20 protein-coding genes, 3 tRNA genes and 1 pseudogene are annotated in these 21,782 nt (G+C 54.2%); 16 read left to right on the forward strand and 8 right to left on the reverse strand.

The window, feature by feature from the left end:
• Window positions 1-63 precede the first annotated feature (63 nt).
• Both ATG98_RS15515 and ATG98_RS22040 read left to right on the forward strand, forming a co-directional pair.
• Window positions 64-357, forward strand: a complete 294-nt coding sequence (locus tag ATG98_RS15515) for a nucleotidyltransferase family protein (protein ID WP_098423777.1) — start codon at window positions 64-66, stop codon at window positions 355-357.
• A gap of 132 nt (window positions 358-489) precedes the next feature.
• The gene (locus tag ATG98_RS22040) at window positions 490-717 is read left to right on the forward strand and encodes a DUF86 domain-containing protein (RefSeq protein WP_218925872.1); all 228 of its coding nucleotides are present in this window, start codon (window positions 490-492) and stop codon (window positions 715-717) included.
• 167 nt (window positions 718-884) lie between these two features.
• Here the strand turns inward: ATG98_RS22040 and ATG98_RS22465 are convergent, their stop codons facing one another.
• Window positions 885-1,205, reverse strand: a complete 321-nt coding sequence (locus ATG98_RS22465; RefSeq protein ID WP_416376580.1) for a hypothetical protein — start codon at window positions 1,203-1,205, stop codon at window positions 885-887.
• A 36-nt stretch (window positions 1,206-1,241) separates the two neighbouring features.
• Between ATG98_RS22465 and ATG98_RS23005 the strand changes: the two are divergent.
• A pseudogene (locus tag ATG98_RS23005) lies at window positions 1,242-1,593 on the forward strand (N-6 DNA methylase).
• The gene (locus ATG98_RS15530; protein ID WP_228706166.1) at window positions 1,505-1,786 is read left to right on the forward strand and encodes a type I restriction-modification enzyme R subunit C-terminal domain-containing protein; all 282 of its coding nucleotides are present in this window, start codon (window positions 1,505-1,507) and stop codon (window positions 1,784-1,786) included. Before ATG98_RS23005 ends, ATG98_RS15530 begins: the two are co-directional and overlap by 89 nt.
• Window positions 1,787-1,959: 173 nt before the next feature.
• On the opposite strand, the gene hepT is transcribed toward ATG98_RS15530, so the two are convergent.
• The 3 genes from hepT to ATG98_RS15545 are packed head-to-tail and all read right to left on the reverse strand — an operon-like array spanning window position 1,960 to window position 4,490.
• Window positions 1,960-2,427: a type VII toxin-antitoxin system HepT family RNase toxin gene (gene hepT, locus ATG98_RS15535; protein WP_218925873.1), complete on the reverse strand. Its 468-nt coding sequence runs from the start codon at window positions 2,425-2,427 to the stop codon at window positions 1,960-1,962.
• Window positions 2,428-2,467: 40 nt separating this feature from the next.
• Window positions 2,468-3,010, reverse strand: a complete 543-nt coding sequence (locus ATG98_RS15540; RefSeq protein WP_098423779.1) for a DNA polymerase III subunit chi — start codon at window positions 3,008-3,010, stop codon at window positions 2,468-2,470.
• Window positions 2,997-4,490: a leucyl aminopeptidase gene (locus tag ATG98_RS15545; protein WP_098418030.1), complete on the reverse strand. Its 1,494-nt coding sequence runs from the start codon at window positions 4,488-4,490 to the stop codon at window positions 2,997-2,999. Before ATG98_RS15545 ends, ATG98_RS15540 begins: the two co-directional genes overlap by 14 nt.
• Before the next feature lie 178 nt (window positions 4,491-4,668).
• Here ATG98_RS15545 and lptF point away from each other — a divergent pair, with 178 nt between their 5' ends.
• The gene (gene lptF / locus ATG98_RS15550; protein ID WP_098418031.1) at window positions 4,669-5,817 is read left to right on the forward strand and encodes an LPS export ABC transporter permease LptF; all 1,149 of its coding nucleotides are present in this window, start codon (window positions 4,669-4,671) and stop codon (window positions 5,815-5,817) included.
• Entirely contained in the window at window positions 5,810-6,871 is a 1,062-nt protein-coding gene (gene lptG, locus ATG98_RS15555; protein WP_098418032.1) for an LPS export ABC transporter permease LptG, read from the forward strand. Before lptF ends, lptG begins: the two co-directional genes overlap by 8 nt.
• 42 nt (window positions 6,872-6,913) lie before the next feature.
• Here lptG and ATG98_RS15560 read toward each other — a convergent pair whose 3' ends face one another.
• Entirely contained in the window at window positions 6,914-7,447 is a 534-nt protein-coding gene (locus ATG98_RS15560) for an RDD family protein (protein ID WP_098418033.1), read from the reverse strand.
• 141 nt (window positions 7,448-7,588) lie between these two features.
• Here ATG98_RS15560 and alaS point away from each other — a divergent pair, with 141 nt between their 5' ends.
• The 10 genes from alaS (at window position 7,589) to ATG98_RS15610 (ending at window position 19,223) form a co-directional block, all read left to right on the forward strand.
• The gene (alaS, locus tag ATG98_RS15565; RefSeq protein ID WP_098423780.1) at window positions 7,589-10,219 is read left to right on the forward strand and encodes an alanine--tRNA ligase; all 2,631 of its coding nucleotides are present in this window, start codon (window positions 7,589-7,591) and stop codon (window positions 10,217-10,219) included.
• Between the two features lie 101 nt (window positions 10,220-10,320).
• Window positions 10,321-11,559: an aspartate kinase gene (locus tag ATG98_RS15570; protein ID WP_098418035.1), complete on the forward strand. Its 1,239-nt coding sequence runs from the start codon at window positions 10,321-10,323 to the stop codon at window positions 11,557-11,559.
• Between the two features lie 180 nt (window positions 11,560-11,739).
• Window positions 11,740-11,937 (forward strand): carbon storage regulator CsrA, encoded by a 198-nt coding sequence (gene csrA, locus ATG98_RS15575; RefSeq protein ID WP_014870780.1) that lies wholly within the window; start codon window positions 11,740-11,742, stop codon window positions 11,935-11,937.
• A gap of 128 nt (window positions 11,938-12,065) precedes the next feature.
• Window positions 12,066-12,155: transfer RNA gene (locus ATG98_RS15580), tRNA-Ser, on the forward strand.
• A 67-nt stretch (window positions 12,156-12,222) separates the two neighbouring features.
• Window positions 12,223-12,299 (forward strand) — tRNA-Arg (locus ATG98_RS15585).
• Window positions 12,300-12,335: 36 nt separating this feature from the next.
• Window positions 12,336-12,412, forward strand: a tRNA-Arg gene (locus ATG98_RS15590).
• Between the two features lie 289 nt (window positions 12,413-12,701).
• Window positions 12,702-13,679 (forward strand): TAXI family TRAP transporter solute-binding subunit, encoded by a 978-nt coding sequence (locus tag ATG98_RS15595; protein ID WP_098423781.1) that lies wholly within the window; start codon window positions 12,702-12,704, stop codon window positions 13,677-13,679.
• A gap of 82 nt (window positions 13,680-13,761) precedes the next feature.
• Entirely contained in the window at window positions 13,762-15,942 is a 2,181-nt protein-coding gene (locus tag ATG98_RS15600) for a TRAP transporter permease (protein WP_098423782.1), read from the forward strand.
• A gap of 117 nt (window positions 15,943-16,059) precedes the next feature.
• Window positions 16,060-17,874, forward strand: a complete 1,815-nt coding sequence (locus tag ATG98_RS15605; protein ID WP_098423783.1) for a sensor histidine kinase — start codon at window positions 16,060-16,062, stop codon at window positions 17,872-17,874.
• Window positions 17,871-19,223 carry a sigma-54-dependent transcriptional regulator gene (locus ATG98_RS15610; RefSeq protein WP_098423784.1) on the forward strand — a complete coding sequence of 451 codons (1,353 nt, stop codon included), beginning with the start codon at window positions 17,871-17,873 and terminating at the stop codon, window positions 19,221-19,223. Before ATG98_RS15605 ends, ATG98_RS15610 begins: the two co-directional genes overlap by 4 nt.
• A 29-nt stretch (window positions 19,224-19,252) precedes the next feature.
• Here ATG98_RS15610 and ATG98_RS15615 read toward each other — a convergent pair whose 3' ends face one another.
• The 3 genes from ATG98_RS15615 to ATG98_RS15625 are packed head-to-tail and all read right to left on the reverse strand — an operon-like array spanning window position 19,253 to window position 21,712.
• Window positions 19,253-19,810 carry a winged helix DNA-binding protein gene (locus tag ATG98_RS15615; protein ID WP_098423785.1) on the reverse strand — a complete coding sequence of 186 codons (558 nt, stop codon included), beginning with the start codon at window positions 19,808-19,810 and terminating at the stop codon, window positions 19,253-19,255.
• 53 nt (window positions 19,811-19,863) lie between these two features.
• Window positions 19,864-21,168, reverse strand: a complete 1,305-nt coding sequence (locus tag ATG98_RS15620; RefSeq protein WP_098423786.1) for a TRAP transporter large permease — start codon at window positions 21,166-21,168, stop codon at window positions 19,864-19,866.
• A gap of 4 nt (window positions 21,169-21,172) precedes the next feature.
• Window positions 21,173-21,712 carry a TRAP transporter small permease gene (locus ATG98_RS15625; RefSeq protein ID WP_098418042.1) on the reverse strand — a complete coding sequence of 180 codons (540 nt, stop codon included), beginning with the start codon at window positions 21,710-21,712 and terminating at the stop codon, window positions 21,173-21,175.
• Window positions 21,713-21,782: the final 70 nt, after the last annotated feature.

Below are 21,782 nucleotides of genomic sequence, written 5' to 3' on the forward strand. Positions count from 1 at the left end.
TAGCCTTACGAAAGAGCTATGGTGTACGTTCAATAAAGTTGGTTGCAGGATTAGGGGTGAGTTATGGGCAACGCGTCAGAAATTTACAACAGACACAAAGCTGAGATTCGCGAGATAGCCAGTCGGTATCCAGCGTCTAATATTCGGGTGTTTGGTTCTGTCTTGCATGGTGAGGACAAAGACGCTAGCGACATTGATTTGCTCGTCGACACTTTGCCGGAAGCAACGCTGTTTGATTTAGGTGGGCTTCAAGACGAGCTGCAAGTACTGCTGGGTGTAAAAGTGGACCTTCTGACACCGGGTGACCTGCCGCCACGGTTTCGGGCAGCCGTTATCAGTGAAGCGCGAGCCGTATGAACGTGTTGAGAACGGCGGATTACCTTGAGCATATTGTCAACTCGTCGGGCGATATTTTGAGCTTCACTAGCGGCTTCTCCAGAGAAGCATTTAAGGCTGACCTTCGGACCGTAAAAAGCGGTCGTTATAAGTTTGATCGAAATTGGTGAGGCTGCTACAAAGATGGTGGCAAGCGATCCTGATTTTATCGCAAATAACAATGAACTTCCCTGGTCGCAAATGCGCGGTATGCGCAACAGAATCACCCATGGCTATTTCGATATCGATCTGGATATTGTCTGGCAAACGGTGGTTAAAGCGATACCTGACTTAAACGATCGGGCTTCCCGGTTATCAAAGGAACTGAGGGGGGTGCTTTAGACGCACGGTTGCTCCTGTCTCCATACTCTACTCCCCAGCTTTCAAGTCGATGCGACCCAATGTGTGCATGTATGGTTTTTGCTGAGTTCAGTAGAGAGCACTAATACGATCAAACGTAGAAAAAAATGCCGTAAATCGTGGCGCAAGAATGAGTGCGGGAATGCCGCTTAGCAGTCAAACAGAGTAAAAACCTGGAATCGTAAATGTTCGAACAAACTTTCAGAAACATTGATAACGTCCTCTGGAAAGAGGCCGGCTTTGACCACGACAACGCCCTGACAGGCAGCGATCTTATTCAGTTTGTCAGCTTTGATCTTTTTCCCTATTTGCACGGCTTCAAGGAACGAGCAGTCAGCACAGACACTATTGAATAAAAAATCGGCGAAATCTTTGGTGAAATTCGTAACCGACTCGCCAGCGGATACAGCCTGCGCGATGCCTTGGAACTGATCGACGAACTCAGCTTTGGCTCCCAGGCCGAGAAGCACTAGCTGTCGCACCTTTACGAAACTAAAATTAAAAACATGGGTAACGCCGGGCGGAACGGTGGCGAATACTTCACGCCGCGCCCACTGATTCGCGCCATGATTCAGGTGATAAACCCGCACCTTCTACGCCAAGGAGAAAAAGAGCCTGCCGTACATTATCGGAATCATGAATATGATTCTGCACGGTATCGAAACGCCTAATAGCGTACGCACTAACAGCCTCACTGAAAATCTGAATGATATTCAGGAGAAGGATCGCTTCGACATTATCCTTGCCAACCCCCCATTTGGCGGCCTGGATGCTGGCTTATGTTGCCTTCAACTTGTCGCCGATAACACGGTTAGAGCGTGTGAACACTCATCGCGCACGCATTTACGGTCAGTTTGATTACCGGCAGCAAGAGTTTCTGGAGTTTGTTTTGGACCATTATGTTCAGCGTGGTGTTACTGAGTTGAACCCGGACAAACTGCCGCAGCTGATTGAATTGAAATATCACCCGGTTCGGGACGCGGTTCAGGAGCTTGGGCCGGTGGCGAACATACGAGATGTGTTTGTTGGATTCCAAAAGAACTTGTACTGAGTGCCTTTGATAGCAGTGCTGGATGTTTTAGGTTTTGCCACTGCTGGCAGTTAATCGAAATTATCGAATAACTGCATCTCCTTAAAGCTCATTGGTAGGTGTCCAATATTCTAGCGCTTGGCTCTGTCGGGCATCGGTAATCAGCGAGGCCAGGCCAGTCTGAGCCGCCAAGGTCACTCAACAAGATCCGAAAACACCTTAGCAAACGCTCTAAAATCACTAAGGTGGTACTGGCAAATTGCAAAGACGATTTCCCAGTTCACGTCGTCGTAGTTGTGAATTATCAGGTTTCGCAAGCCAACCAATTTTCGCATTTTGACCGCAAGTTCGGGCTCAATAGTGCCAGAGTTAGCCAGCGCTTCGAAGGCTTCCTCCATAGTTTTGGGTGCTGTTGATTTGCTGTGTCCGGCGAGCCATTGGGAGGCCATGTCTACGCTCATTTGCACGGCGCGCGCGAGGTTCAGTGAGACGATGTCTTGCGCATCAAGGTCTGTCAGTAGTGTTTCCACACTGTCAGGAAGCTTTGAATCTACGCGCTGGATGCAACGCCGAAGCGATTCCAGTTTCTGGGCTACGAGTTGTTCATCCATGAGCGTCACCACCCTTAAAGTATGATTTTTGGTAGGGTAAAAAATCTTCATTTTCCATAATGTTGCGGCATATCAGGACGCTCCACCAGGTTCAACGCTGCCGCTGGTCGTGAACTCTTGCCTCAATCCCCAAAGCCCTCAACTGTTTAAAGTGCGCGCGAGCCTGATCCAAAACCACCGGATCATTCTGAGCAATCAACGCAAGCCGCTTAAATTGATCAGCGTGAGCCGGCAGTTCAGCGCATAGAATAATCACGGTATCCCAGTCTTCCGCTGCCTGCGGGTGTAGCAGAATGCCGACGGGGTCTTTGTAGGGTGTGTTGGTTTCGGAAATTACACTGTGGGGAATGAAGGCATCCGGGCTGAAGTTCCACAGCAGGTCGTCCATTTCCTGAGCGTGTTCTGGGGTGTCGCACACAATGCCCACGCGGTCCCCTTGCTGCCAGGCTTTATTGACCAGTTTGGCGGCGTGTAGATTGCGTGCGGCGGGGGTGTCCTGGCGCAGGATATGGAACCAATAGCGCTGGTTTTTATCCTCCTGTTTGGTTTGGGGTGCGTTAGAGAGCACGGCGGCACCGGCAGCAGCGCTGCCGGTTTCCGTGGTGTGCACAGCAGGCGGCTTATTTGCCGGCATGAGACATCAGGTATTCGACCAGCATGGGCACCGGGCGGCCTGAAGAGCCTTTGGCTTTACCGGAATGCCACGCAGTACCGGCGATGTCCAGGTGGGCCCAACGGTAATCTTTGGCGTAGCGGGACAGGAAACAAGCCGCGGTGATGGTTCCAGCGGGACGTCCGCCGATGTTTGCCATATCCGCAAAGTTGCTGTCGAGCTGGCTCTGGTACTCTTCCCAAAGCGGCAGGCGCCAGGCTTTGTCGTTGGCACGGTCGCCGGCGGCCAGCAGTTCGTTGGCCAATTCATCATTGTTGGCCAGTAAGCCGGTAGCGTGGTGGCCCAGGGCGATGATGCAGGCGCCGGTGAGGGTAGCCAGGTCAATAACCGCAGCCGGGTCAAACCGCTTCACGTAGGTCAAGGCGTCGCACAGTACAAGGCGGCCTTCGGCGTCGGTGTTGAGGATTTCAACGGTCTGGCCAGACATAGTGGTCACAATGTCACCGGGGCGGCTGGCGCTGCCGTCGGGCATGTTTTCAGCGGCGGCGATGACCGCTACAACGTTAATTTTTGGTTTGGTTTCGGCGATCACCTGCATGGCGCCGAACACCGCGGCCGAGCCACCCATGTCGTATTTCATTTCGTCCATGCCTTCACCCGGCTTGATGCTAATGCCGCCGCTGTCGAAGGTGATGCCTTTACCCACCAACACGTGGGGTTTGTCTTTGGTGTTGCCGCCGCGGTATTCCATGATAATAAAGCGCGATGGCTGGCTGCTGCCTTTGCCCACGGCCAGAATGGTGTTCATGCCCAGTTCAGCCATCTGCTCTTCATCAAGAATTTCGGTCTTGATGCAATCGTGGTCTTTGGCCAGCTTTATAGCCTGTTCGGCCAGCCAGACTGGGTGGCAAATGTTAGGCGGTGTATTGCCCAGGTCGCGGGTAAAGTTCATGCCGCGGCCAGTGGCCAAGCCCAAGTTAAAGGCGTCTTTCTCGGCTTTGCCGCCGGCAGAGGCTGTTACGGTTACTTTATTCAGCTTGCACGCAGCAGGCTGCTCGCTTTTATACTGGTTAAACGTGTACAGGTGCTCTTCCAGGCTGCGGCCGATCAGGCTCAGGCGCGCTTCTTCCGACGTCGTAGCGCTGTCGCCGGTTAGCTGGGTGTCAGCCAGGGCCACAATGGCGTGTTTTGAGGGGCCGTCTTTCAGAGCGTTTACCGCAGCAATTAAAGCTTTGCGATAGTTGGCCGGTGTGCGGCTTTCGTCATCGCCGGTGCCGACAATGCACAGGCGCTGCCAATGGCTGTCGGTCAGCGGAACAGTCTGTACCGATGCGTTTTTACCACTGATGTCGCCGGCGCTTTGCAGTTTGCCAATCAGGCCGTCCAGCGCCTTGTCTGCGGCGCTGGTGCTGGCGGGCCATTCGCCTTTCTGCGGTAACGCCAGTACAAGACAGTCAGCGCTGAGGGTGTCCAGGGCTTTGCTGCTTAAGGTAAAATTCATGGCAACTCCTGTTGGTCATTCGGTCAAACAAATTGGATAGAGATCGTAATATTGGGGCAATGCGACGAATTATCAAGCATTGGCGCGGACTTGTGACTTGTTTGCCGGGCGCGGCGCGGTCCTGTCAATCGTCTGCAAGGTTACTTAGAATAGCCGCTGCTGGCGTTTTCCTCCATCAATGGGCGCCGTTACCGGCTCGGCCAGAGAGACTGCTTTGACTATTATTTTTCGCTATCTCATCCGTCAGATCATGATCAGCATGATTGCTGTGTCCGCCATTTTGCTGTTGGTGTTCATGAGCGGGCGTTTTTTAAAGTATTTGGGTAATGCGGCAGAAGGTGAAATTTCTGCTGGCGTGCTGTTCTCGGTGATGGCCTATCGGTTTCCCGGTTTTCTCGAGCTGATTTTGCCCTTGGGTCTGTTTATCGGCATTTTGTTGGCTTATGGCCGCATGTATCTGGAAAGCGAGATGACCGTGCTGCTTGCCTGCGGCGTTAGCGAAGGCGATATTTTGCGCCAAACCCTGATCGGCAGTTTGCCCGTCATGTTGGTGGTGGCTGCCATGAGCCTTTATGTGTCGCCCTGGGGCATGAAACAGGTTGAGGAGATATTCAACGAGCAGCGCAAGGCCACTGAATTCGAGCTTTTGGCACCAGGGCGTTTTCAGGACTTTACCTCTGGCGGGCGGGTGACTTACACCGAAGGGCTGAGCGACGACAAGCGCGAGCTGCAGGGTGTGTTTATCGCCGAGTTTGGCAAGAACGGCGAAGGCCTGACCATCATCACCGCCGAAACGGGCACCCAATTGGTCGATGCCCAGACAGGAAGCCGCTTTCTGATTTTGAAAGATGGCGGGCGTTACGCGGGTAATGCCGGCCAGCTGGATTACAACACCACCGAATTCGAAGCTTACGGTCTCAAAATTGTCAGTGGCAAGAGTGGTACAAAAGAGCTGGAAGAGGGCTTGAGTACCGGGCAGCTGATGAAATCGGACGACCCGCAACAGCGAGCGCTGCTGCATTGGCGGTTTTCGCTGCCCTTTATTGTGCCGGTGGTGACCCTGCTGGCGGTTCGGTTGAGCCGGGTAAATCCGCGTCAGGGCCGGTTCTTCCACCTGTTGCCAGCGATGTTGGTGTATATCACCTATCTCGGCCTATTGATTGTGGCTCGTGATGCGCTGGCCGATGGCAAAGTGCCAGAGTGGATTGGCATGTTCTGGGTGCACGGATTGTTTCTGGCCCTGGGGCTTTGGTTACAATTCGGCCCTGCCTGGCTGCGCAAGCGTCGCTTGCAGCGTGCAGAGCTTGCGGAGCCTACCCATGCGTAAGATTGACCGCTATGTGATGAAAACCGTGGGCGGCGCCATGTTTTTGGTGATGGTAGTGGTGCTGTCGCTGGATTTGATTTTCGCGTTTATCGCCGAGCTGGACGACACAGCCAATAACTATCAGACCCTGGATGCCCTGTGGTATGTGTTCCTGACGCTGCCGCGACGAATTTACGATTATTTGCCGTTGGGCGCCTTTATGGGCTGCCTGGTGGGATTGGGTTCGATGGCCAGCTCTTCCGAGCTGACGGTTATTCGCGCCGCTGGTGTCTCCATAAAGCGCATTATCTGGTCTGCCATGAAGCCAGCGCTGTTTGTGGTGCTGTTGGGTGTGGGCATTGGCGAATATCTGGCGCCGCCGGCGGAGCGCATGGCGCAAAGTGAAAAAGCCGTTGCGCTGGGTGCAGGTAGCAACGTGGCCGCGGCGTCGGGTTTGTGGCATCGCGAAGGCAATGTGTTTATTCACATGAATGCGGTGCAGCCCAGTGGTGTGCTTTTTGGCATTTCCATGTTCCGCTTTAACGAGCAGCGCCAGTTGTTAGCCGCCAGTTTTGCCGAGCGAGCGATTTACCAAGGCGATCACTGGATTCTTGAAAACGTACAAACCACCAAGTTGGAAAAGCAAGGCACCACCCGGTTGACCCACAAACAGCTGCGCTGGGAGTCTGGTTTGTCGCCCAGCGTACTGAGCGTATTGATTGTAAAGCCAGAGAACCTGGCGATGACTGGCCTGCTGACCTACGCCCGCTATCTGGACGAGCAGGGCTTGAGCGCATCGCGCTATTGGTTAGCGTTCTGGAAGAAGACATTAATGCCACTGGGAACCGCGGTGATGGTGTTAGTGGCAATTTCGTTTATCTTTGGCCCTCTGCGCTCGGTCACTATGGGCTTTCGGGTGTTTACCGGTCTGTTGGTAGGCCTGTCGTTTAAGTACATGCAAGATTTGCTGGGGCCAATGAGCGTGGTCTACGGTTTCGAACCCATTCTGGCGGTACTGGTGCCTATCACGGTGAACGCTGGCATTGGTATTTTACTAATGCGTCGTGCAGGTTAGTGTTGATAGGGGACAGATTTAAAATCTGTCCCCGGTTTGCAGTCACAGCTTTTTCTTTTCGACCTCAACGACAACGCTGTCTGACATTCGGTCGGTCAGCGACAGCCCGTTAATGGGTACGAACAGAACAACGATCGCCGGAACGGAAAATAGCAGGCTGACAGCGCCCAAGTAGAAGCCTGCCAGTAATGCCAGAAACACAACGGCGGCCGCCGTCACATAACGGCGCAGAGCCTGGCTCCAGCTCACCGACACGCCGTCCAGATTCTGAATACGCACTCGCCACACCTGCATTCCAAGTGTTTGGCCCGCTCGGGTCCAGAAGTAGCCGAAAAACAGGTACAGCACCAGAAACAGGGTAAACGTCAGGCCCGGTCCGCCTTCGATCTGCCCGGCTGCCGCCATTTGTTCGTATTTTTCCCAACCGGTCAGCTGACCAGCGATTATGGTGTATATCCAGGTGGCAACCAGGAGCACTGCAATGCTGATAAGTGCATCGTAAGTAATGGCCAGGCCACGTTTCAGTCCGGTTGCTGGCGGCAAAAGCACGTCGGCATTGTGAAAGCGTTTGGGCATGCGGTCTCCGGTGATGTTTCACGTTTTTCAGGATGTCGGCGTGTGCTAGAGTAGCCGATTTGTACAATCATGTAAGCATCCGAATTCAATCGCGGACCTGGCGCAGTTTTTGTCGGGTTTATGGAAAGGTATCAAAGGGCTATGAAAACGGCAGAGTTGCGACAGGCGTTTCTTGAATACTTCAAACAGCAGGGCCATGCCATTGTTCCCAGCAGTTCACTGGTGCCGGCAGATGATCCCACTTTGCTATTTACGAACGCGGGCATGAACCAGTTCAAGGACCTGTTCCTGGGCCGTGAGCAGCGTGACTACACTCGCGCCACCAGTTCGCAGAAATGCGTACGAGCCGGCGGCAAGCACAACGATCTTGAAAACGTTGGTTACACTGCTCGCCACCATACGTTTTTTGAAATGCTGGGCAACTTCAGCTTTGGCGATTATTTCAAGCGCGAAGCCATCAATTTCGCCTGGAATTTCCTGACCTCTGAGCAGTGGCTGAACCTGCCAAAAGCAAAACTGTGGATCACGGTATACGCCGAAGACGACGAAGCCTTTGATATCTGGAACCAGGAAATTGGCGTGCCTGCCGAGCGCATTGTCCGTATCGGCGACGACGCCGGCGGCCGCTATTCTTCAGATAATTTCTGGCAGATGGGCGATACCGGCCCCTGCGGCCCTTGTTCCGAGATTTTCTTTGACCACGGCCCTGATGTAGCTGGCGGCCCTCCGGGAAGCCCGGACGAAGACGGCGACCGCTACATAGAAATCTGGAACGTGGTGTTCATGCAGTATAACCGCGCCGCTGACGGCGAAATGCTTAACCTGCCCAAACCGTCGGTAGACACCGGCATGGGTCTGGAGCGAGTGACCGCGGTGTTGCAGGGCGTGCACAGCAACTATGAAATTGACCTTTTTCAGGACCTGCTGAAAGCTGCCTCTGACGTGCTCGGCGGCGTTGCCTCCACTGAAGCCTCGCTGCGTGTTGTAGCAGACCACATCCGCTCCTGTTGTTTCCTGATAGCCGACGGCGTTATGCCGTCAAACGAAGGCCGTGGCTTTGTATTGCGTCGCATCATTCGCCGCGCCGCCCGCCACGGTAACAAGCTGGGTGCCAATGGCCCCTTCTTCTACAAGTTGGTCGGTGCGCTGGTTGAGTTGATGGGTGAAGCCTTCCCGCAGCTGGTCAGCAGCCACAAGCAGATCGAAAAGGTGCTGCTGCAAGAAGAAGAGCAGTTTGTAAAAACCCTGGATAACGGCCTGCGCCTGTTAGAGCAGGACATTGCCGAACTTAAAGGCGACGTGATTCCGGGCGCAACAGTTTTCGCCCTGTACGACACTTATGGCTTCCCGGTAGACCTGACCAACGACATCGCCCGTGAGCGAGGTTTGACTCTGGATTATCAGGGCTATGAAAAAGCAATGGATGCCCAACGTGAGCGCGCCCGGGCGGCCAGCAAATTCGGTATCGACTATAACGCGGAAAGCTTGAAGCTTGAGGGCGTGACCGAATTTAGTGGTTACCAGAATATTGATGGCCATGAGCGCATTCGCTCGGTGATTGTCGGCAGTGAACACAAAAACGCTGAAGCCGGCGACGAAGCCATCATTGTGCTGGAGCGCACGCCGTTTTACGCGGAGTCTGGCGGCCAGGTCGGTGATACCGGGCTGTTGACCTGGAGCGGTGGCCGCTTTCAGGTTACCGACACCCGCAAAGAGGGCAACAACCACCTTCATATCGGAACGGTGATTGAAGGTGAACTGTTCCCGGGCCTGGAAGTGGATGCGCGCATTGACCATGAGCGCCGTGAACGCACCAAACGTAACCACTCCGCCACCCATCTATTGCACGCGGCTTTGCGCAAGGTTCTGGGCGAGCACGTTAGCCAGAAAGGCTCGCTGGTAGATCCGGACAAACTGCGCTTTGACTTCTCGCATCTCGAGGCCGTCAGCACCGCACAACTGCAGGAAATCGAACACCAGGTTAACCAGCAGATTCTGGAAAACACCCCGGTAGCCACAGAAGTGACAGACATGGAACAGGCCCAGGCTAAAGGCGCGCTGGCGTTGTTTGGTGAAAAATACGGTGATTCCGTCAGGGTTCTGAGTATGGGTTCAGACAGCTACTCGGTTGAGCTTTGCGGTGGCACCCATGTCAATCGCACCGGCGATATTGGTCTACTGCGTATTACCTCTGAAAGCGGTATTGCTTCCGGCGTTCGCCGCATTGAAGCGGTCACCGGTTTTGGCGCTTTGGAATGGGTAGACAGCGCCGAACGTACCTTGCGTGAAGCGGCTAGGCTGGTAAAAGGCTCCCGTGAGTCGCTGGTCGAGAAAGTGCAACAGACACTGGATCGTAACCGTCAGCTGGAGAAAGAAAACGACGGTTTGAAGGCTAAACTTGCCAGCTCGGCCGGCAGCGACTTAGTGTCGTCTGCAGTTGAAGTGGCGGGCTTAAAGGTAGTTGCCGCTGAAATGCCAGGGGCGGACCGCCAGGCACTGATGGAAACGGCCGACCAGCTGAAGAACAAGTTGGGTGAGGGCGTCGTGGTTTTGGCCAGCGTTGAAGATGGCAAGGTCACACTGGTATCGGGTGTAACCAAATCAGCGACCGGTAGAGTCAAGGCCGGCGACATTATGAAGCACCTTTGCGCGCAGCTGGACGGTAAGGGCGGTGGTCGTCCTGATATGGCCCAGGGCGGGGGTAACGATGCCTCCAGGCTTACTGAGGTTCTGGCGGGTGTTGCTGGCTGGGTTGAAAAAAATAGTCAGTAACGCATGTTTTAGCTACGGGTGAGGGTTTATAATCGCGCCCGATTGATTTGACGGGCGGAGCAACTTCCGCCCTGAATCCCGGTCTAGACAGTGGGAATATTATGGCCCTGTATGTACAGAAATTTGGTGGCACCTCGGTAGGCACTACCGAGCGTATCGAAGCGGTTGCTCAGAAGGTTTTTGGTTTTCGCAAGGCGGGGCATGACATCGTTGTGGTGGTTTCGGCCATGAGCGGTGAAACGAACCGCTTGATTGGCCTGGCCAGTAACATTACCGATGAGCCCGGCCAGCGTGAAATGGACGTCCTTCTGTCTACCGGCGAACAGGTGACCATTGCACTCTTGTCGATGGCATTGCAGAAGCTGGGTTGCGAGGCTCGCTCTTACACCGGCTCACAGGTACGTATCCTAACCGATCGTGCCCATACAAAAGCCCGTATTCAGCACATTGATGAACAACATGTGCGTGAAGACCTGGATGCCGGCCGTGTGGTGGTGGTGGCAGGTTTTCAGGGAGTGAACGATCTGGGTGACATTACCACCCTTGGCCGCGGTGGTTCAGACACTACCGCTGTGGCCTTGGCAGCAGCGTTGAAGGCCGATGAATGCCAGATTTATACCGATGTGGACGGGGTTTATACCACCGATCCGCGAGTGGTGGATTCCGCTCGAAGGCTGACCCATATTACCTTTGAAGAAATGCTGGAAATGGCCAGCCTGGGGTCCAAAGTGCTGCAGATTCGCGCTGTGGAGTTTGCAGGCAAATACAACGTTCCGTTAAGGGTACTTTCCAGCTTCGAGGAAGGTGAGGGCACCCTGATTACACTTGAGGAAGATAGCGCTATGGAGCAACCAATCGTTTCCGGCATTGCATTCAACCGCGACGAAGCCAAGCTGACTATTGCGGGGGTGCCGGATACGCCTGGCAGTGCGCTGCGTATTCTGAAGCCAATCAGCGATGCCAATATTGAAGTGGACATGATTGTCCAGAACGTGGGTGAAGACAACAGAACCGCCTTTACGTTCACGGTTTTGCGCCATGATTTCAAACGGGCCGGCGATGTGCTGCGCTCGGTAGCGGCCGAGCTGGGCGCACGTGAGGTCATCGGAAACGAAAAGATCGCTAAAGTCAGTATTGTCGGTGTTGGTATGCGTTCCCACGCGGGCGTCGCTACTAAGATGTTCGAGGCGCTGTCTAACGAAGGTATTAACATTCAGATGATTTCTACCTCGGAAATAAAGATTTCCGTGGTGATTGATGAAAAGTACCTTGAGCTTGCGGTAAGGGCGCTTCATTCGGCTTTTGAGCTGGACAAGCCTCTGGTAGAGGCAGAGGCTTGACGCAATGGGCCTCCGCCCGCTGTTTCATCGTCTAACAGGACGCCCATTCGCAGAACCGGCTAACGCATGTCTCCGTATAAGTGAATGTGCGGTTTTCGGAGGGCGCGTAATTCCACTATAAGTGAGCGCGTACGAAGCACCTATTTAAGAACAGGTCGCTTTTTCAGAGGGAGTAGGAATATGTTGATTTTAACACGCCGTGTAGGCGAGACCCTGATGGTCGGTGACGAAATAACCGTTACTGTGCTTGGGGTAAAGGGAAATCAGGTACGGATTGGTGTGAATGCACCCAAAGAAGTCGCTGTTCACCGCGAAGAGATCTATCAGCGCATTCAGGCGGAGAAAAGTTCAGATGAGGCTGAGCCGGGCAATCACTAGCTGGTCTAAAAAAGCTGCTTGCGAATTTTCGGAGCGGTTTTTTTGTGTTTAGTGAACTCCAAATGTAAAAAAATTCGTTTAACCCTATGAAAATGAAAAAATCGTGGTAGTATACGCCCCGTTCTCAAGGAGAGGTGGGTGAGTGGCTGAAACCAGTTCCCTGCTAAGGAACCGTACGCGCAAGTGTACCGAGGGTTCGAATCCCTCCCTCTCCGCCATTTCCTGTTTTAGGAAAGAGAGCCGGTTGATGTTGCAGTCAACCAAAGAAATGAAAGTGATCAATGTGCGGCTGTAGCTCAGCTGGATAGAGTACTCGGCTACGAACCGAGCGGTCGGAGGTTCGAATCCTCCCAGCCGCACCACTTTTAAAGTATCAGTTTTTGTAAACCCAAGTTTTAGCGGCTGTAGCTCAGCTGGATAGAGTACCTGGCTACGAACCAGGCGGTCGGAGGTTCGAATCCTCCCAGCCGCACCATATGAAGTCCAGAACGCCCCGATCTGTGGAAGCACAGTTCGGGGCGTTTTGCATTGGGCCTTTGCATTTCGCCGTACGTGTCATTACTTACCCGTATTTCTCCCCTGTTTCTCTCGAATGTGTCGTTTTTCACCCATTTTAGATCCCAAAAAACCTCTATAAAACATAACCATATGTTTTATAAGCTTAAAATTTATATGGTCCGTTAATTGCTTCATTTGATGTTACGCGGGGCCGTGCAGGCTTCGTTGAATACTAAAACAACACAATGATTCGGAGAGCATTCTTTATGAAAACCCAAGCCGTTATGGCAGTGGCACTCGCCTCCACGCTGGCCGTCGCAAATCCGGTCGTCGCCCAGGACCGGGCAGGTTGGCCTGACAACTTCACCGTAGGCACCGCCAGCCAGGGTGGCACCTACTTCGCGTACGGTGCTGGATGGGCCAACTTTGTCGCAGAAAACTTGGGCGTGTCAGGCGGCGCTGAGATCACCGGCGGCCCGATGCAGAATATGGCTCTGGTACACACCGGCGATCTAAAATTTGGTCTGACCACCATGGGCCCTGCACGGGAATCCATGGACGGCAACAGCCCAATAGCGCCAGGCATGAAAATGGACAACGTGTGCGCCATGTTCCCCATGTACGAAACTCCGTTCTCCGTGACGGCCCTGACCAGCTCCGGCATTACCTCTATTTCTGACATCCCCGATGGCGCAACCATCGGCTTTGGTCCGGCTGGTTCCACTTCAGACACCTACTTTCCACGCATGATGGAAACGCTTGGTGTGAACTTCGAGCGCCGCAACGGCAGCTGGTCGGACCTGGGTACCCAGTTGCAGGACGGCCTGATTGATGTTATCGCCTTTGCCGCTGGCATTCCGATTCCTGCGGTCAGTCAGCTGGAAGTGCAGACCGATGTAAATATCATTGGTATGACCGACGCCGAAGCAAAAAAAGTGGTTGATAACTTCCCCGTATCCGAATTCATTATTCCGGCAAACACCTACCAGTCCTTGGAAAAGGAATCTCGTGTAGTGTCTATGTGGAACTTCGCCATGGCCAATTGCGACGTGCCGGAGAGCCTTGTGTATGAAATTACCAAGCTGACTATGGAAAATAACGAGAGAATGGTGTCGATCCATAAGGCAGCTCAATTCTCCATTCCTGAAAATTACACCAAGAATAAAGTATTGCCGTGGCACAAAGGCGCGGCGCGTTGGTTCAACGAAAACGGTTACACCATCGAGCAAAGCAAAATCAAGTAACGCTGTCACCGGAGGCGCCTGCGCCTCCGGTTAGTTTGCCGGCTACTTGCCGGCTCCGATTTGCCCGCTGGCAGGATATCCCATGACCCTCGAACAAAAACCCAAAAACTTCTCTGACATTGATGAAAGCCCAGATCATGTGCTTGCCCATGATGTGGACGAAGAACCCATAGAAAACAATCGCCGCCTGTTTGAAGGTAACCTGCTGAAGTTTGTGACGCTGTTGGCCATTGGTTACTCGTCGTTTCATCTTTATGCCCTGAATATTGCGCCTTTGGAAACCTGGTCTTTCCGGATTGTGCACATCGCTGGTGCCCTGATATTGGGTTTCATACTGTTTGCCGGTGCCCGTTTTGTGTCCGCGGAAGAGGGCGGCGCCCGCCATCGCTGGACCACCTGGGTAAGCGCTGTCGCCATGCTGCCAGCGCTTTATGTTTGCTATCAGGTGTTCACGTTTTGGCAAATGGTGCAAGACGGCGCATTGCGCATTCCCGTTAACCTGGAAACCTGGCACTTTGGCTGGCCACTGCTCGCTGTAACGGGCGTGACGATTATCATGAGCTGGTTCCACCAGCGTGAACGCTCGCGCTTCAGTCTGCCGGACCTGGTGCTGGTAGTGTGTTCAATTGCGGTAGCTGCTTACTTTCTAATGGCATATAACACCTCTATGCGGATGGCGACGGGCACATCCTTTGCACCGATTGGTATCTCCTTTGCTGCGGTTGCCGGTGTTGCGCTGATAATGGAACTGACTCGCCGTATGGCTGGCCTGGCTTTGGTTATTATCGGCCTGGTGTTTCTGGTGTATGTATTTGCCGGGCCCTATCTGCCGGGCTTTCTGGGCTATCCTGGTTTGTCGGTTCAGCGCTTTTTCAGCCAGGTGTATACCGATGCCGGTATTCTCGGGCCCACCACGGCTGTGTCGTCTACCTACATTATTCTGTTCATCATTTTCGCGGCCTTTCTTCAGGCCTCGAAAGTGGGTGATTATTTTGTGAACTTTGCTTTTTCCATCGCTGGCCGTTCCCGCGGGGGCCCCGCCAAGGTGTCCATTTTTGCTTCTGGCCTGATGGGTATGATCAACGGCACCAGTGCCGGTAACGTTGTGTCCACCGGTTCGTTGACCATACCGTTAATGAAAAAAGTCGGCTACAGCAAGAAATCCGCCGGTGCGGTGGAAGCGGCTGCGTCTACCGGTGGCCAGATCATGCCACCGATCATGGGCGCAGGCGCCTTTATCATGGCGGAAATTACCGGCATTCCTTACACCGAAATTGCGATTGCTGCGATTATTCCATCGATCCTGTATTTTGCTTCGGTGTACTTCATGGTGGATTTTGAAGCCGCCAAAACCGGTATGCGTGGCATGCGCGAAGATGAGTTGCCGAAACTTCGCAAGCTGATTAAACAGGTCTACCTGTTCGTGCCGATTATTATTCTGATTGTGGCGTTATTTATGGGCTATTCGGTGATTCGTGCCGGCACCCTGGCCACTATTTCCGCTGCGGTGGTGAGCTGGTTTTCGCCGAATAAGATGGGCATAGGCCTGATTCTGCGCGCATTGGAAATGGCGTCTTACATGGCCATCCAGATTATTGTGGTGTGTGCCGCAGCTGGCGTGATTGTGGGCGTTATTTCGCTGACCGGCGTGGGCGCACGATTCTCGGTGTTGCTGCTGGACGTGGCCGCAACCAGCCAATTACTGGCACTGGTTTTTGCCATGTTCATTTCCATTTTGCTGGGCATGGGGATGCCCACTACGGCCGCTTATGCGGTGGCCGCGTCGGTGGTCGCTCCGGGGCTGGTGCAGCTAGGCATCGAGCCTCTGACAGCGCACTTCTTCGTGTTCTACTTTGCCGTGGTTTCCGCGATTACGCCTCCGGTGGCGTTGGCATCTTACGCAGCCGCCGGTATTTCTGGGGCCAACGCTATGGAAACCTCGGTGGCCTCGTTCCGTATCGGTATTGCCGCCTTCATTGTTCCATTTATGTTCTTCTATAATGGCGCTTTGTTGATGAACGCCGAATGGTTTGAAATTGCCCGTTCGCTGGTCACTGCGCTGTTTGGAGTTTATATCCTGTCAGGCGGCGTACTGGGTTGGTTCGCTGACGTGTCAGCGTCTTGGGTAACCCGCATACTGCTGATTACCGCAGCCTTGCTGATGATTGAGGGCGGGTGGATAACGGATCTGACGGGTATCGGTATGGCGGTCGCAGCTTATATCATTCAGCGTCAGCGCCGTGAACGCCTGGCAGTAGCCTGAGCGCCGGCGCCGGGTTCGGTGCAGAATAACCTATAAACGGTGTTGTTCTGTGCCGGGCCCGGCACTAGCTTTGGGGGTTTTTAACGGTGCTTTTAATGGTGTTTCAGAGGCCGGTGTATGTTTTTCCGTTTTGGCGCTGTGCTGGTGTTTGTGGTGGTGCTTGCGACGGCCTGGGTTCTGGGCGGCTGGGTAGGGTACCGTCAGGTTGAACAGGAAAGCCTGGTGGAGTCTTTCCGTTACCGCCAGTTAGTGGCTAATGAGCTCAGTAGTTACCTTCCCATTCCTGAATTGATGGCCGAACATCCGCTGCTGGCGACTGCGTTGAACGCACCAGACAACACGGATGTTATTCTGCAGGCCAATGAAGAAATGCAACGAATGGCCACCATTGTGGGCAGCTCAGATGTATACCTGATGGATATGTCTGGCTTGACCATCGCGGCCAATAATTACCAGCAGGCCGGCAGCTTTGTCGGTCGTAACTTCAGTTTTCGGCCATATTTTTACGAAGCGATTAAAAGAAACGGTTCTGCCATTTATTTTGCCTTGGGTTCCACCTCTGGTGTACGCGGCCTGTACTTTTCCCACCCGGTTCATGACGAACGCGGCCAGGTGCTGGGAGTTGTGGCGGTAAAGGTGCTGGTGCATGAACTGGAATCGCAATGGATACGGCCGGCCTCAAGGCGTGAAGCCGAAATGCTGGTGCTGGACGCCGCCGGAGTGAGTTTTTTGTCCAGCCAGCCCCGCTGGCTTTACCGTGACTTTACTGGCAGCGATAACCCCGCACCCGGTGAGGCCTCACGCCTACGCTATCCGGAGCGGGATCTGGAACCGGTTCAGCTGGATTATCTGGATAAGCCCTGGGGCCTGTCGGGTCCGTCCGGCACCGTTCGTATTCGTGAAAATGGCGGAAGTCATGAATACCTCAGTGTTCGCACACCTTTGCCACGAATGGACTGGACGCTGCAGATAATGGTGAGCACCCGGTCGGTTATCTGGACGCGCCTGGGTTTTGTGCTTGGAGGCACGGCGCTTTACTTTGGGGTGTTGCTGACCTGGCTGTACTTGCGTGAACGCTATCGCCGCGAGGCCGAATTGGCCTTGCGCGGCGAACAGTTGGAGCTGAACGTTGCTGAGCGCACCGCAGATCTTGAACGCTCTAATCAGATGTTGGTTGAAGAAATCCAGCAGCGTGAGCAAGCCCAGACCGACCTGCGGGAAACCCAGCAGGAGCTGATACAGGCGGCAAAGCTTGCGGTTTTGGGTCAGATGTCTGCGGGCCTGAACCATGAAATGAGCCAGCCGCTGACGGCGATTCAGACCTACGCTCGCAACAGTCGGCGTTTTCTGCAAAAAGGCGCCAGCGATATGGTAGACGCTAACCTGGCAGAGATCGTGCTGCTGTGCGACAAAATGGCTGAGCTGACTCGCCAGTTTAAAGTGTTCGCGCGCAAATCCGAAGGGCCGCCCAGCATTGTCGATTTACGCCCGGCGGTGGACGCCTCTGTGAAGATCATCGCGGCCCAGAAAAACAGCGGGGATATTGACATTCAATGGCTACGGCCAGCACAGCCGACCTGGTGCCATGGTGATCAAATCCGCATCGAGCAGGTACTGGTGAACCTTCTGGCCAACGCCGTGCATGCGCTGGAAGGTTGCGCGCAGCCGGTGATCACCATAGACGTGACGGGGCATCAGGGCTATTGGCTGTGCCGGGTGCGCGACAATGGGCGGGGCCTGCCGGCCAATACCGAGCAGCTGTTCGAACCGTTTTACACCACGAAACCGGTTAAGCAGGGCCTTGGCTTGGGGCTATCCATCTCGCGCCAGATTGTGGATGCGCTTGGCGGCCGTTTGTGCGGCCGCAATCGCAGCGATGGCGCAGGCGCGGAATTTGAATTTACACTGAAAAAGCGGGACACCCAGGTATGAGCCAAATTGACGTAATCTTTGTGGACGATGAGCCGGATATACGTAAAGCCATTGCCCAGGCCCTGACTCTGGATGATCTGGCGGTCACCTGTTTTGACAATGCTACCGATGCGCTAGCGCAAATTGGTCGCGACTATAGCGGTGTTGTTCTGTGCGATTACAACATGCCCAATATGGATGGCCTGCAGCTGCTCAGCCGCTTGCAGCAGCTCGACGACACCATTCCGGTCATCCTTCTAACCGGGCAGGGTGATATCAGCACAGCGGTGAGTGCCATGCAGCAGGGCGCCTATGACTTCATCGAAAAGCCGTTTAACCAGGAGGAACTGGTGGAATTGCTGCGCCACGCTTTGGAAAAGCGCCAGCTGGCGTTGGAAAACCGGCGCCTGAAGGCTCAGTTAAAGCAGCTAGCAAAACCCGGCCCGCGAATTCTGGGTGGTTCGGCCACTATGCAAAAAGTGATGGCCACCATTGATCCGATTCTGGATATTTCTGCGAACATTCTGCTGTATGGCGAAACCGGTTCGGGCAAAGATGCAATGGCGCGCTACATTCACGAAAACAGTCGGCGCAGCAGTCATAATTTTGTTGCGATTAACTGCGGTGCTGTGCCGGAAAATCTGATTGAAAGTGAGTTGTTCGGTCACGAAGCGGGGGCGTTTACCGGTGCGGACAAACGCCGTATTGGCAAAATAGAGCACGCCCACCAGGGCACGCTGTTTCTGGATGAAGTGGAAAGCATGCCCATGTCGCTGCAGATTAAACTGCTGCGGGTGCTTGAAGAGCAGAAAGTTGAGCGTCTGGGTAGCAATCAGGTACAGCAGGTGGACGTACGCATTATTGCCGCCACCAAATCCAATCTGAAAACCCTCAGTGACGAGGGTGTGTTTCGTGCAGATCTTTACTACCGCCTGAATGTGGTGAAAGTGGATATCCCGCCACTGCGCGAGCGCAAGGAAGACATTCCCACGCTGTTTCACCACTTTGTGCTGATTGCAGCGGCCCGCTATGACCGCGAGAGCATCCCGTTGAACGCGGGCCAGGCAACTAAACTGACGCACCACGACTGGCCCGGCAACGTGCGTGAGCTGCGCAACCTGGCCGAACGCTATGTGTTGCTTGGCCCGGCAGCTCTGGACGAGACCGACACGGCTCAAGATACCAACGTGAATGGCCGCCGCACACTGGCGGAACTGATGGACGGCTTTGAACGCCTGGCCTTAATCAGTGCTTTGAATGCCTGCCATGGCAGCATTAAAGGCACCATGGTTGAACTCGGCATTGCGCGCAAAACCCTGTACGACAAGATGAAAAAACACGGTCTGGACAAAGCCGAATTCAAAGAGTGAACATTTTTACCCTGCCTCTCTGCCGGCTTTTACAGCGAGGCCGCCGAGCGCGCGGCCTGATCGTATAGGCCGGAAATACCACGCAAAAAACTAGCCACTTCGCCCAGATCGCTGTTGGCAAATCCCAGTGTTCGCAATGAATCCACCAGGCAGTTTTCACGGATTTCAGCGTAGCGTTTGCATACATCTTCACCTTTTTCAGTCACCGAATAGTAGGTTTCCTTACCTCGCCTTTCGGAAGCCACTACGCCGTGTTTCAGCAGTTTTTTCAGGGAGTAGGTGACGGTGTGGCTGTCTTCCACATTCAGCACCAAGCAGATGTCGGCGGATTTTTTAGCGCGATCTCGATGGTTCACGCTGTGCAGCACCAGCACGTCCAGTTGGCTTAACTCCTGCAGCCCGGCTGCGTTCATACAGCGCACCATCCAGCGATTAAAGGCATTGCCGGCCACAATCAGGCCAAATTCCAACTCCGAAAGCTCCATGGCGCGGCCCGAGGCCAGGTGGGCAGAGGACACGATGGGCCCAACATTGCGCCGTGCCTTTGCGCTCTCGCCAGAGCCGTTCGCTGAATTTTTTGTTTTCATAACGTGATATCACCGTTGTTAAAAATCATGATGGGTTAGCGCTGAGTGTTGCCTTATCTGCCCATTTGGCTGGGCAGATACGTGACGATGGCAGGGAACAGCGTTATTAGTACCACTGCGCTCAGAATCAGCAGGAAATAGGGCAAAGCGGCCCAGGCAATCCGCAGAATATTTTCCCCGGTCAGGCCTTGAATCACGAACAGATTAAAGCCAACCGGGGGCGTTATCTGGCTCATTTCCACCACAATCACCAGGTAGATACCGAACCAGAGCGGGTCAATGCCAGCGGCCTGCACCATCGGCAGAATCACCGAGGTAGTCAGTACCACTACGGAAATGCCATCCAGAAAGCAGCCCAGCAGAATGAAGAACAGGGTCAGCGCCAGCAGTAACATATTGGGCGAAAGGTTAAGGGTGTTGATCCAGGTAGCCAGTTCACGAGGGATACCGGTGAAGGCCATTGAGGTGGTCAGAAAGTGGGCGCCCATCAGTATAAAGGCAATCATGGACGACGTTTTTACCGTACCCATCAGCCCGCTGGTAAAGGTATCACGGCTCATGGAACCGCCTTTCCACGACAAAAAGTGAGCCAGCGCTACGCCAACGGCAGCGGACTCGGTGGGCGAGGCCAGGCCACCATAGATAGAGCCGATCACACCAATTATCAGCAGCATCACCGGAATTAGCGGGCGGCTGCGACGCAGTTTGGCGCGAAAAGACAGGTGTTCCGCTTCGCCGGTCGGGATGCCCTCCGGGTTCAGCAGCGACCAGATCATGACATAGCCGCCAAACAGCAGCATCAGCATAAGGCCGGGCAGAATACCCGCTACGAACAGGCGCGCAATGGACTGCTCGGTGGCCACACCGTAAACAATCAGAATAATCGAGGGTGGAATTAACAGCCCCAGGGTGGCAGAACCGGCCAGAGTGCCCAGTATCTGGTTTTTGTTATAGCCGCGGCGAGTGAGTTCCGGTATCGACATTTTGCCGATGGTGGCTGCTGTAGCGGCGGACGAGCCCGATATCGCCGCGAAAATGCCACAACCCAGAATGTTGGTGTGCAGTAATTTTCCCGGAACTTTGCCCACCCACGGAGAAATGCCGCTGAACATTTCTTCAGACAAGCGTGAGCGGAACAACACTTCACCCATCCAGATAAACATCGGTAACGCGGCCAGTTCCCAAGACACGCTGGCGCTGTAAAAAGCGGTCGACAGGCTGTCGCCCACCGGGACGTTGCTGAAGAAATACAGCGAAATACAACCGATGGCCGTTAACGAAAACGCCACCCATAAACCCGCGCCCAGCAATGCCAGCAGCAGCACCAGAAGCAGTAGGCTCATCCAGATCATTTCCACGGGCTTACTCCTGAGGTGCTTCGTCGTGAAGTTGGGTTATACGGCCGCTGAGCAACGACACAAGAGCGTCTAACAGGGCGACCAATAACCACAGCAGACCCATGACCATCGCCGCCTGCGGAATCCACAGCGGCACCGGTACCATGCCGATGGATAGGTCGCCGAAATCGTAGCTGTCCCACGTCAGCCAAGCGCTGTGCCAGGCTGCAAAGGCAGTAATGGCAGCGGCTGATAGCAGAGCCAGGATGTCCATAATGCGGTGGGCAGAGTGGGGCAGGCGTTGTAACAGCAGAGTCACGCGAATGTGCCCGCCCTGCCAGAAGGTGTAGGCCAGGCCAAAAAACGTAGCGCCCAGAAGCATAAACGCCGCCAGTTCAGCCAGCCCTGGCACGTTCAGTCCCAAAGGGCTGAAACCCAACCAGGTCAGTAATTCATCAAGTACCCGGCTGAGTACCTGGGCAACAATCATGACCATGATTAATGTCAGGTTGATCGCGGAAAGGGCACCCCCCAACCGATAGAATGCGTCCAGAGCCCTGCGCATAGTGATGTTCCTCTGTTATGCCTGCATTGCAGGGCTGGCATGAATGAATACGTGGAGGCACGAGGCGCCC

The organism is Marinobacter sp. LV10R520-4 (genome assembly GCF_002563815.1).
In the GTDB taxonomy this organism is placed as follows: domain Bacteria; phylum Pseudomonadota; class Gammaproteobacteria; order Pseudomonadales; family Oleiphilaceae; genus Marinobacter.

Excerpts from the sequence above, each read along its gene's own strand:
- ATG98_RS15515 (WP_098423777.1), top strand. The coding sequence starts at position 64 with ATGGGCAACGCGTCAGAAATTTACAACAGACACAAAGCTGAGATTCGC.
- ATG98_RS15530 (WP_228706166.1), top strand. The coding sequence starts at position 1,505 with ATGCTGGCTTATGTTGCCTTCAACTTGTCGCCGATAACACGGTTAGAG.
- hepT (WP_218925873.1), bottom strand. The coding sequence starts at position 2,427 with ATGAAGATTTTTTACCCTACCAAAAATCATACTTTAAGGGTGGTGACG.
- ATG98_RS15540 (WP_098423779.1), bottom strand. The coding sequence starts at position 3,010 with ATGCCGGCAAATAAGCCGCCTGCTGTGCACACCACGGAAACCGGCAGC.
- ATG98_RS15545 (WP_098418030.1), bottom strand. The coding sequence starts at position 4,490 with ATGAATTTTACCTTAAGCAGCAAAGCCCTGGACACCCTCAGCGCTGAC.
- lptF (WP_098418031.1), top strand. The coding sequence starts at position 4,669 with ATGGGCGCCGTTACCGGCTCGGCCAGAGAGACTGCTTTGACTATTATT.
- lptG (WP_098418032.1), top strand. The coding sequence starts at position 5,810 with ATGCGTAAGATTGACCGCTATGTGATGAAAACCGTGGGCGGCGCCATG.
- ATG98_RS15560 (WP_098418033.1), bottom strand. The coding sequence starts at position 7,447 with ATGCCCAAACGCTTTCACAATGCCGACGTGCTTTTGCCGCCAGCAACC.
- alaS (WP_098423780.1), top strand. The coding sequence starts at position 7,589 with ATGAAAACGGCAGAGTTGCGACAGGCGTTTCTTGAATACTTCAAACAG.
- ATG98_RS15570 (WP_098418035.1), top strand. The coding sequence starts at position 10,321 with ATGGCCCTGTATGTACAGAAATTTGGTGGCACCTCGGTAGGCACTACC.
- csrA (WP_014870780.1), top strand. The coding sequence starts at position 11,740 with ATGTTGATTTTAACACGCCGTGTAGGCGAGACCCTGATGGTCGGTGAC.
- ATG98_RS15595 (WP_098423781.1), top strand. The coding sequence starts at position 12,702 with ATGAAAACCCAAGCCGTTATGGCAGTGGCACTCGCCTCCACGCTGGCC.
- ATG98_RS15600 (WP_098423782.1), top strand. The coding sequence starts at position 13,762 with ATGACCCTCGAACAAAAACCCAAAAACTTCTCTGACATTGATGAAAGC.
- ATG98_RS15605 (WP_098423783.1), top strand. The coding sequence starts at position 16,060 with ATGTTTTTCCGTTTTGGCGCTGTGCTGGTGTTTGTGGTGGTGCTTGCG.
- ATG98_RS15610 (WP_098423784.1), top strand. The coding sequence starts at position 17,871 with ATGAGCCAAATTGACGTAATCTTTGTGGACGATGAGCCGGATATACGT.
- ATG98_RS15615 (WP_098423785.1), bottom strand. The coding sequence starts at position 19,810 with ATGAAAACAAAAAATTCAGCGAACGGCTCTGGCGAGAGCGCAAAGGCA.
- ATG98_RS15625 (WP_098418042.1), bottom strand. The coding sequence starts at position 21,712 with ATGCGCAGGGCTCTGGACGCATTCTATCGGTTGGGGGGTGCCCTTTCC.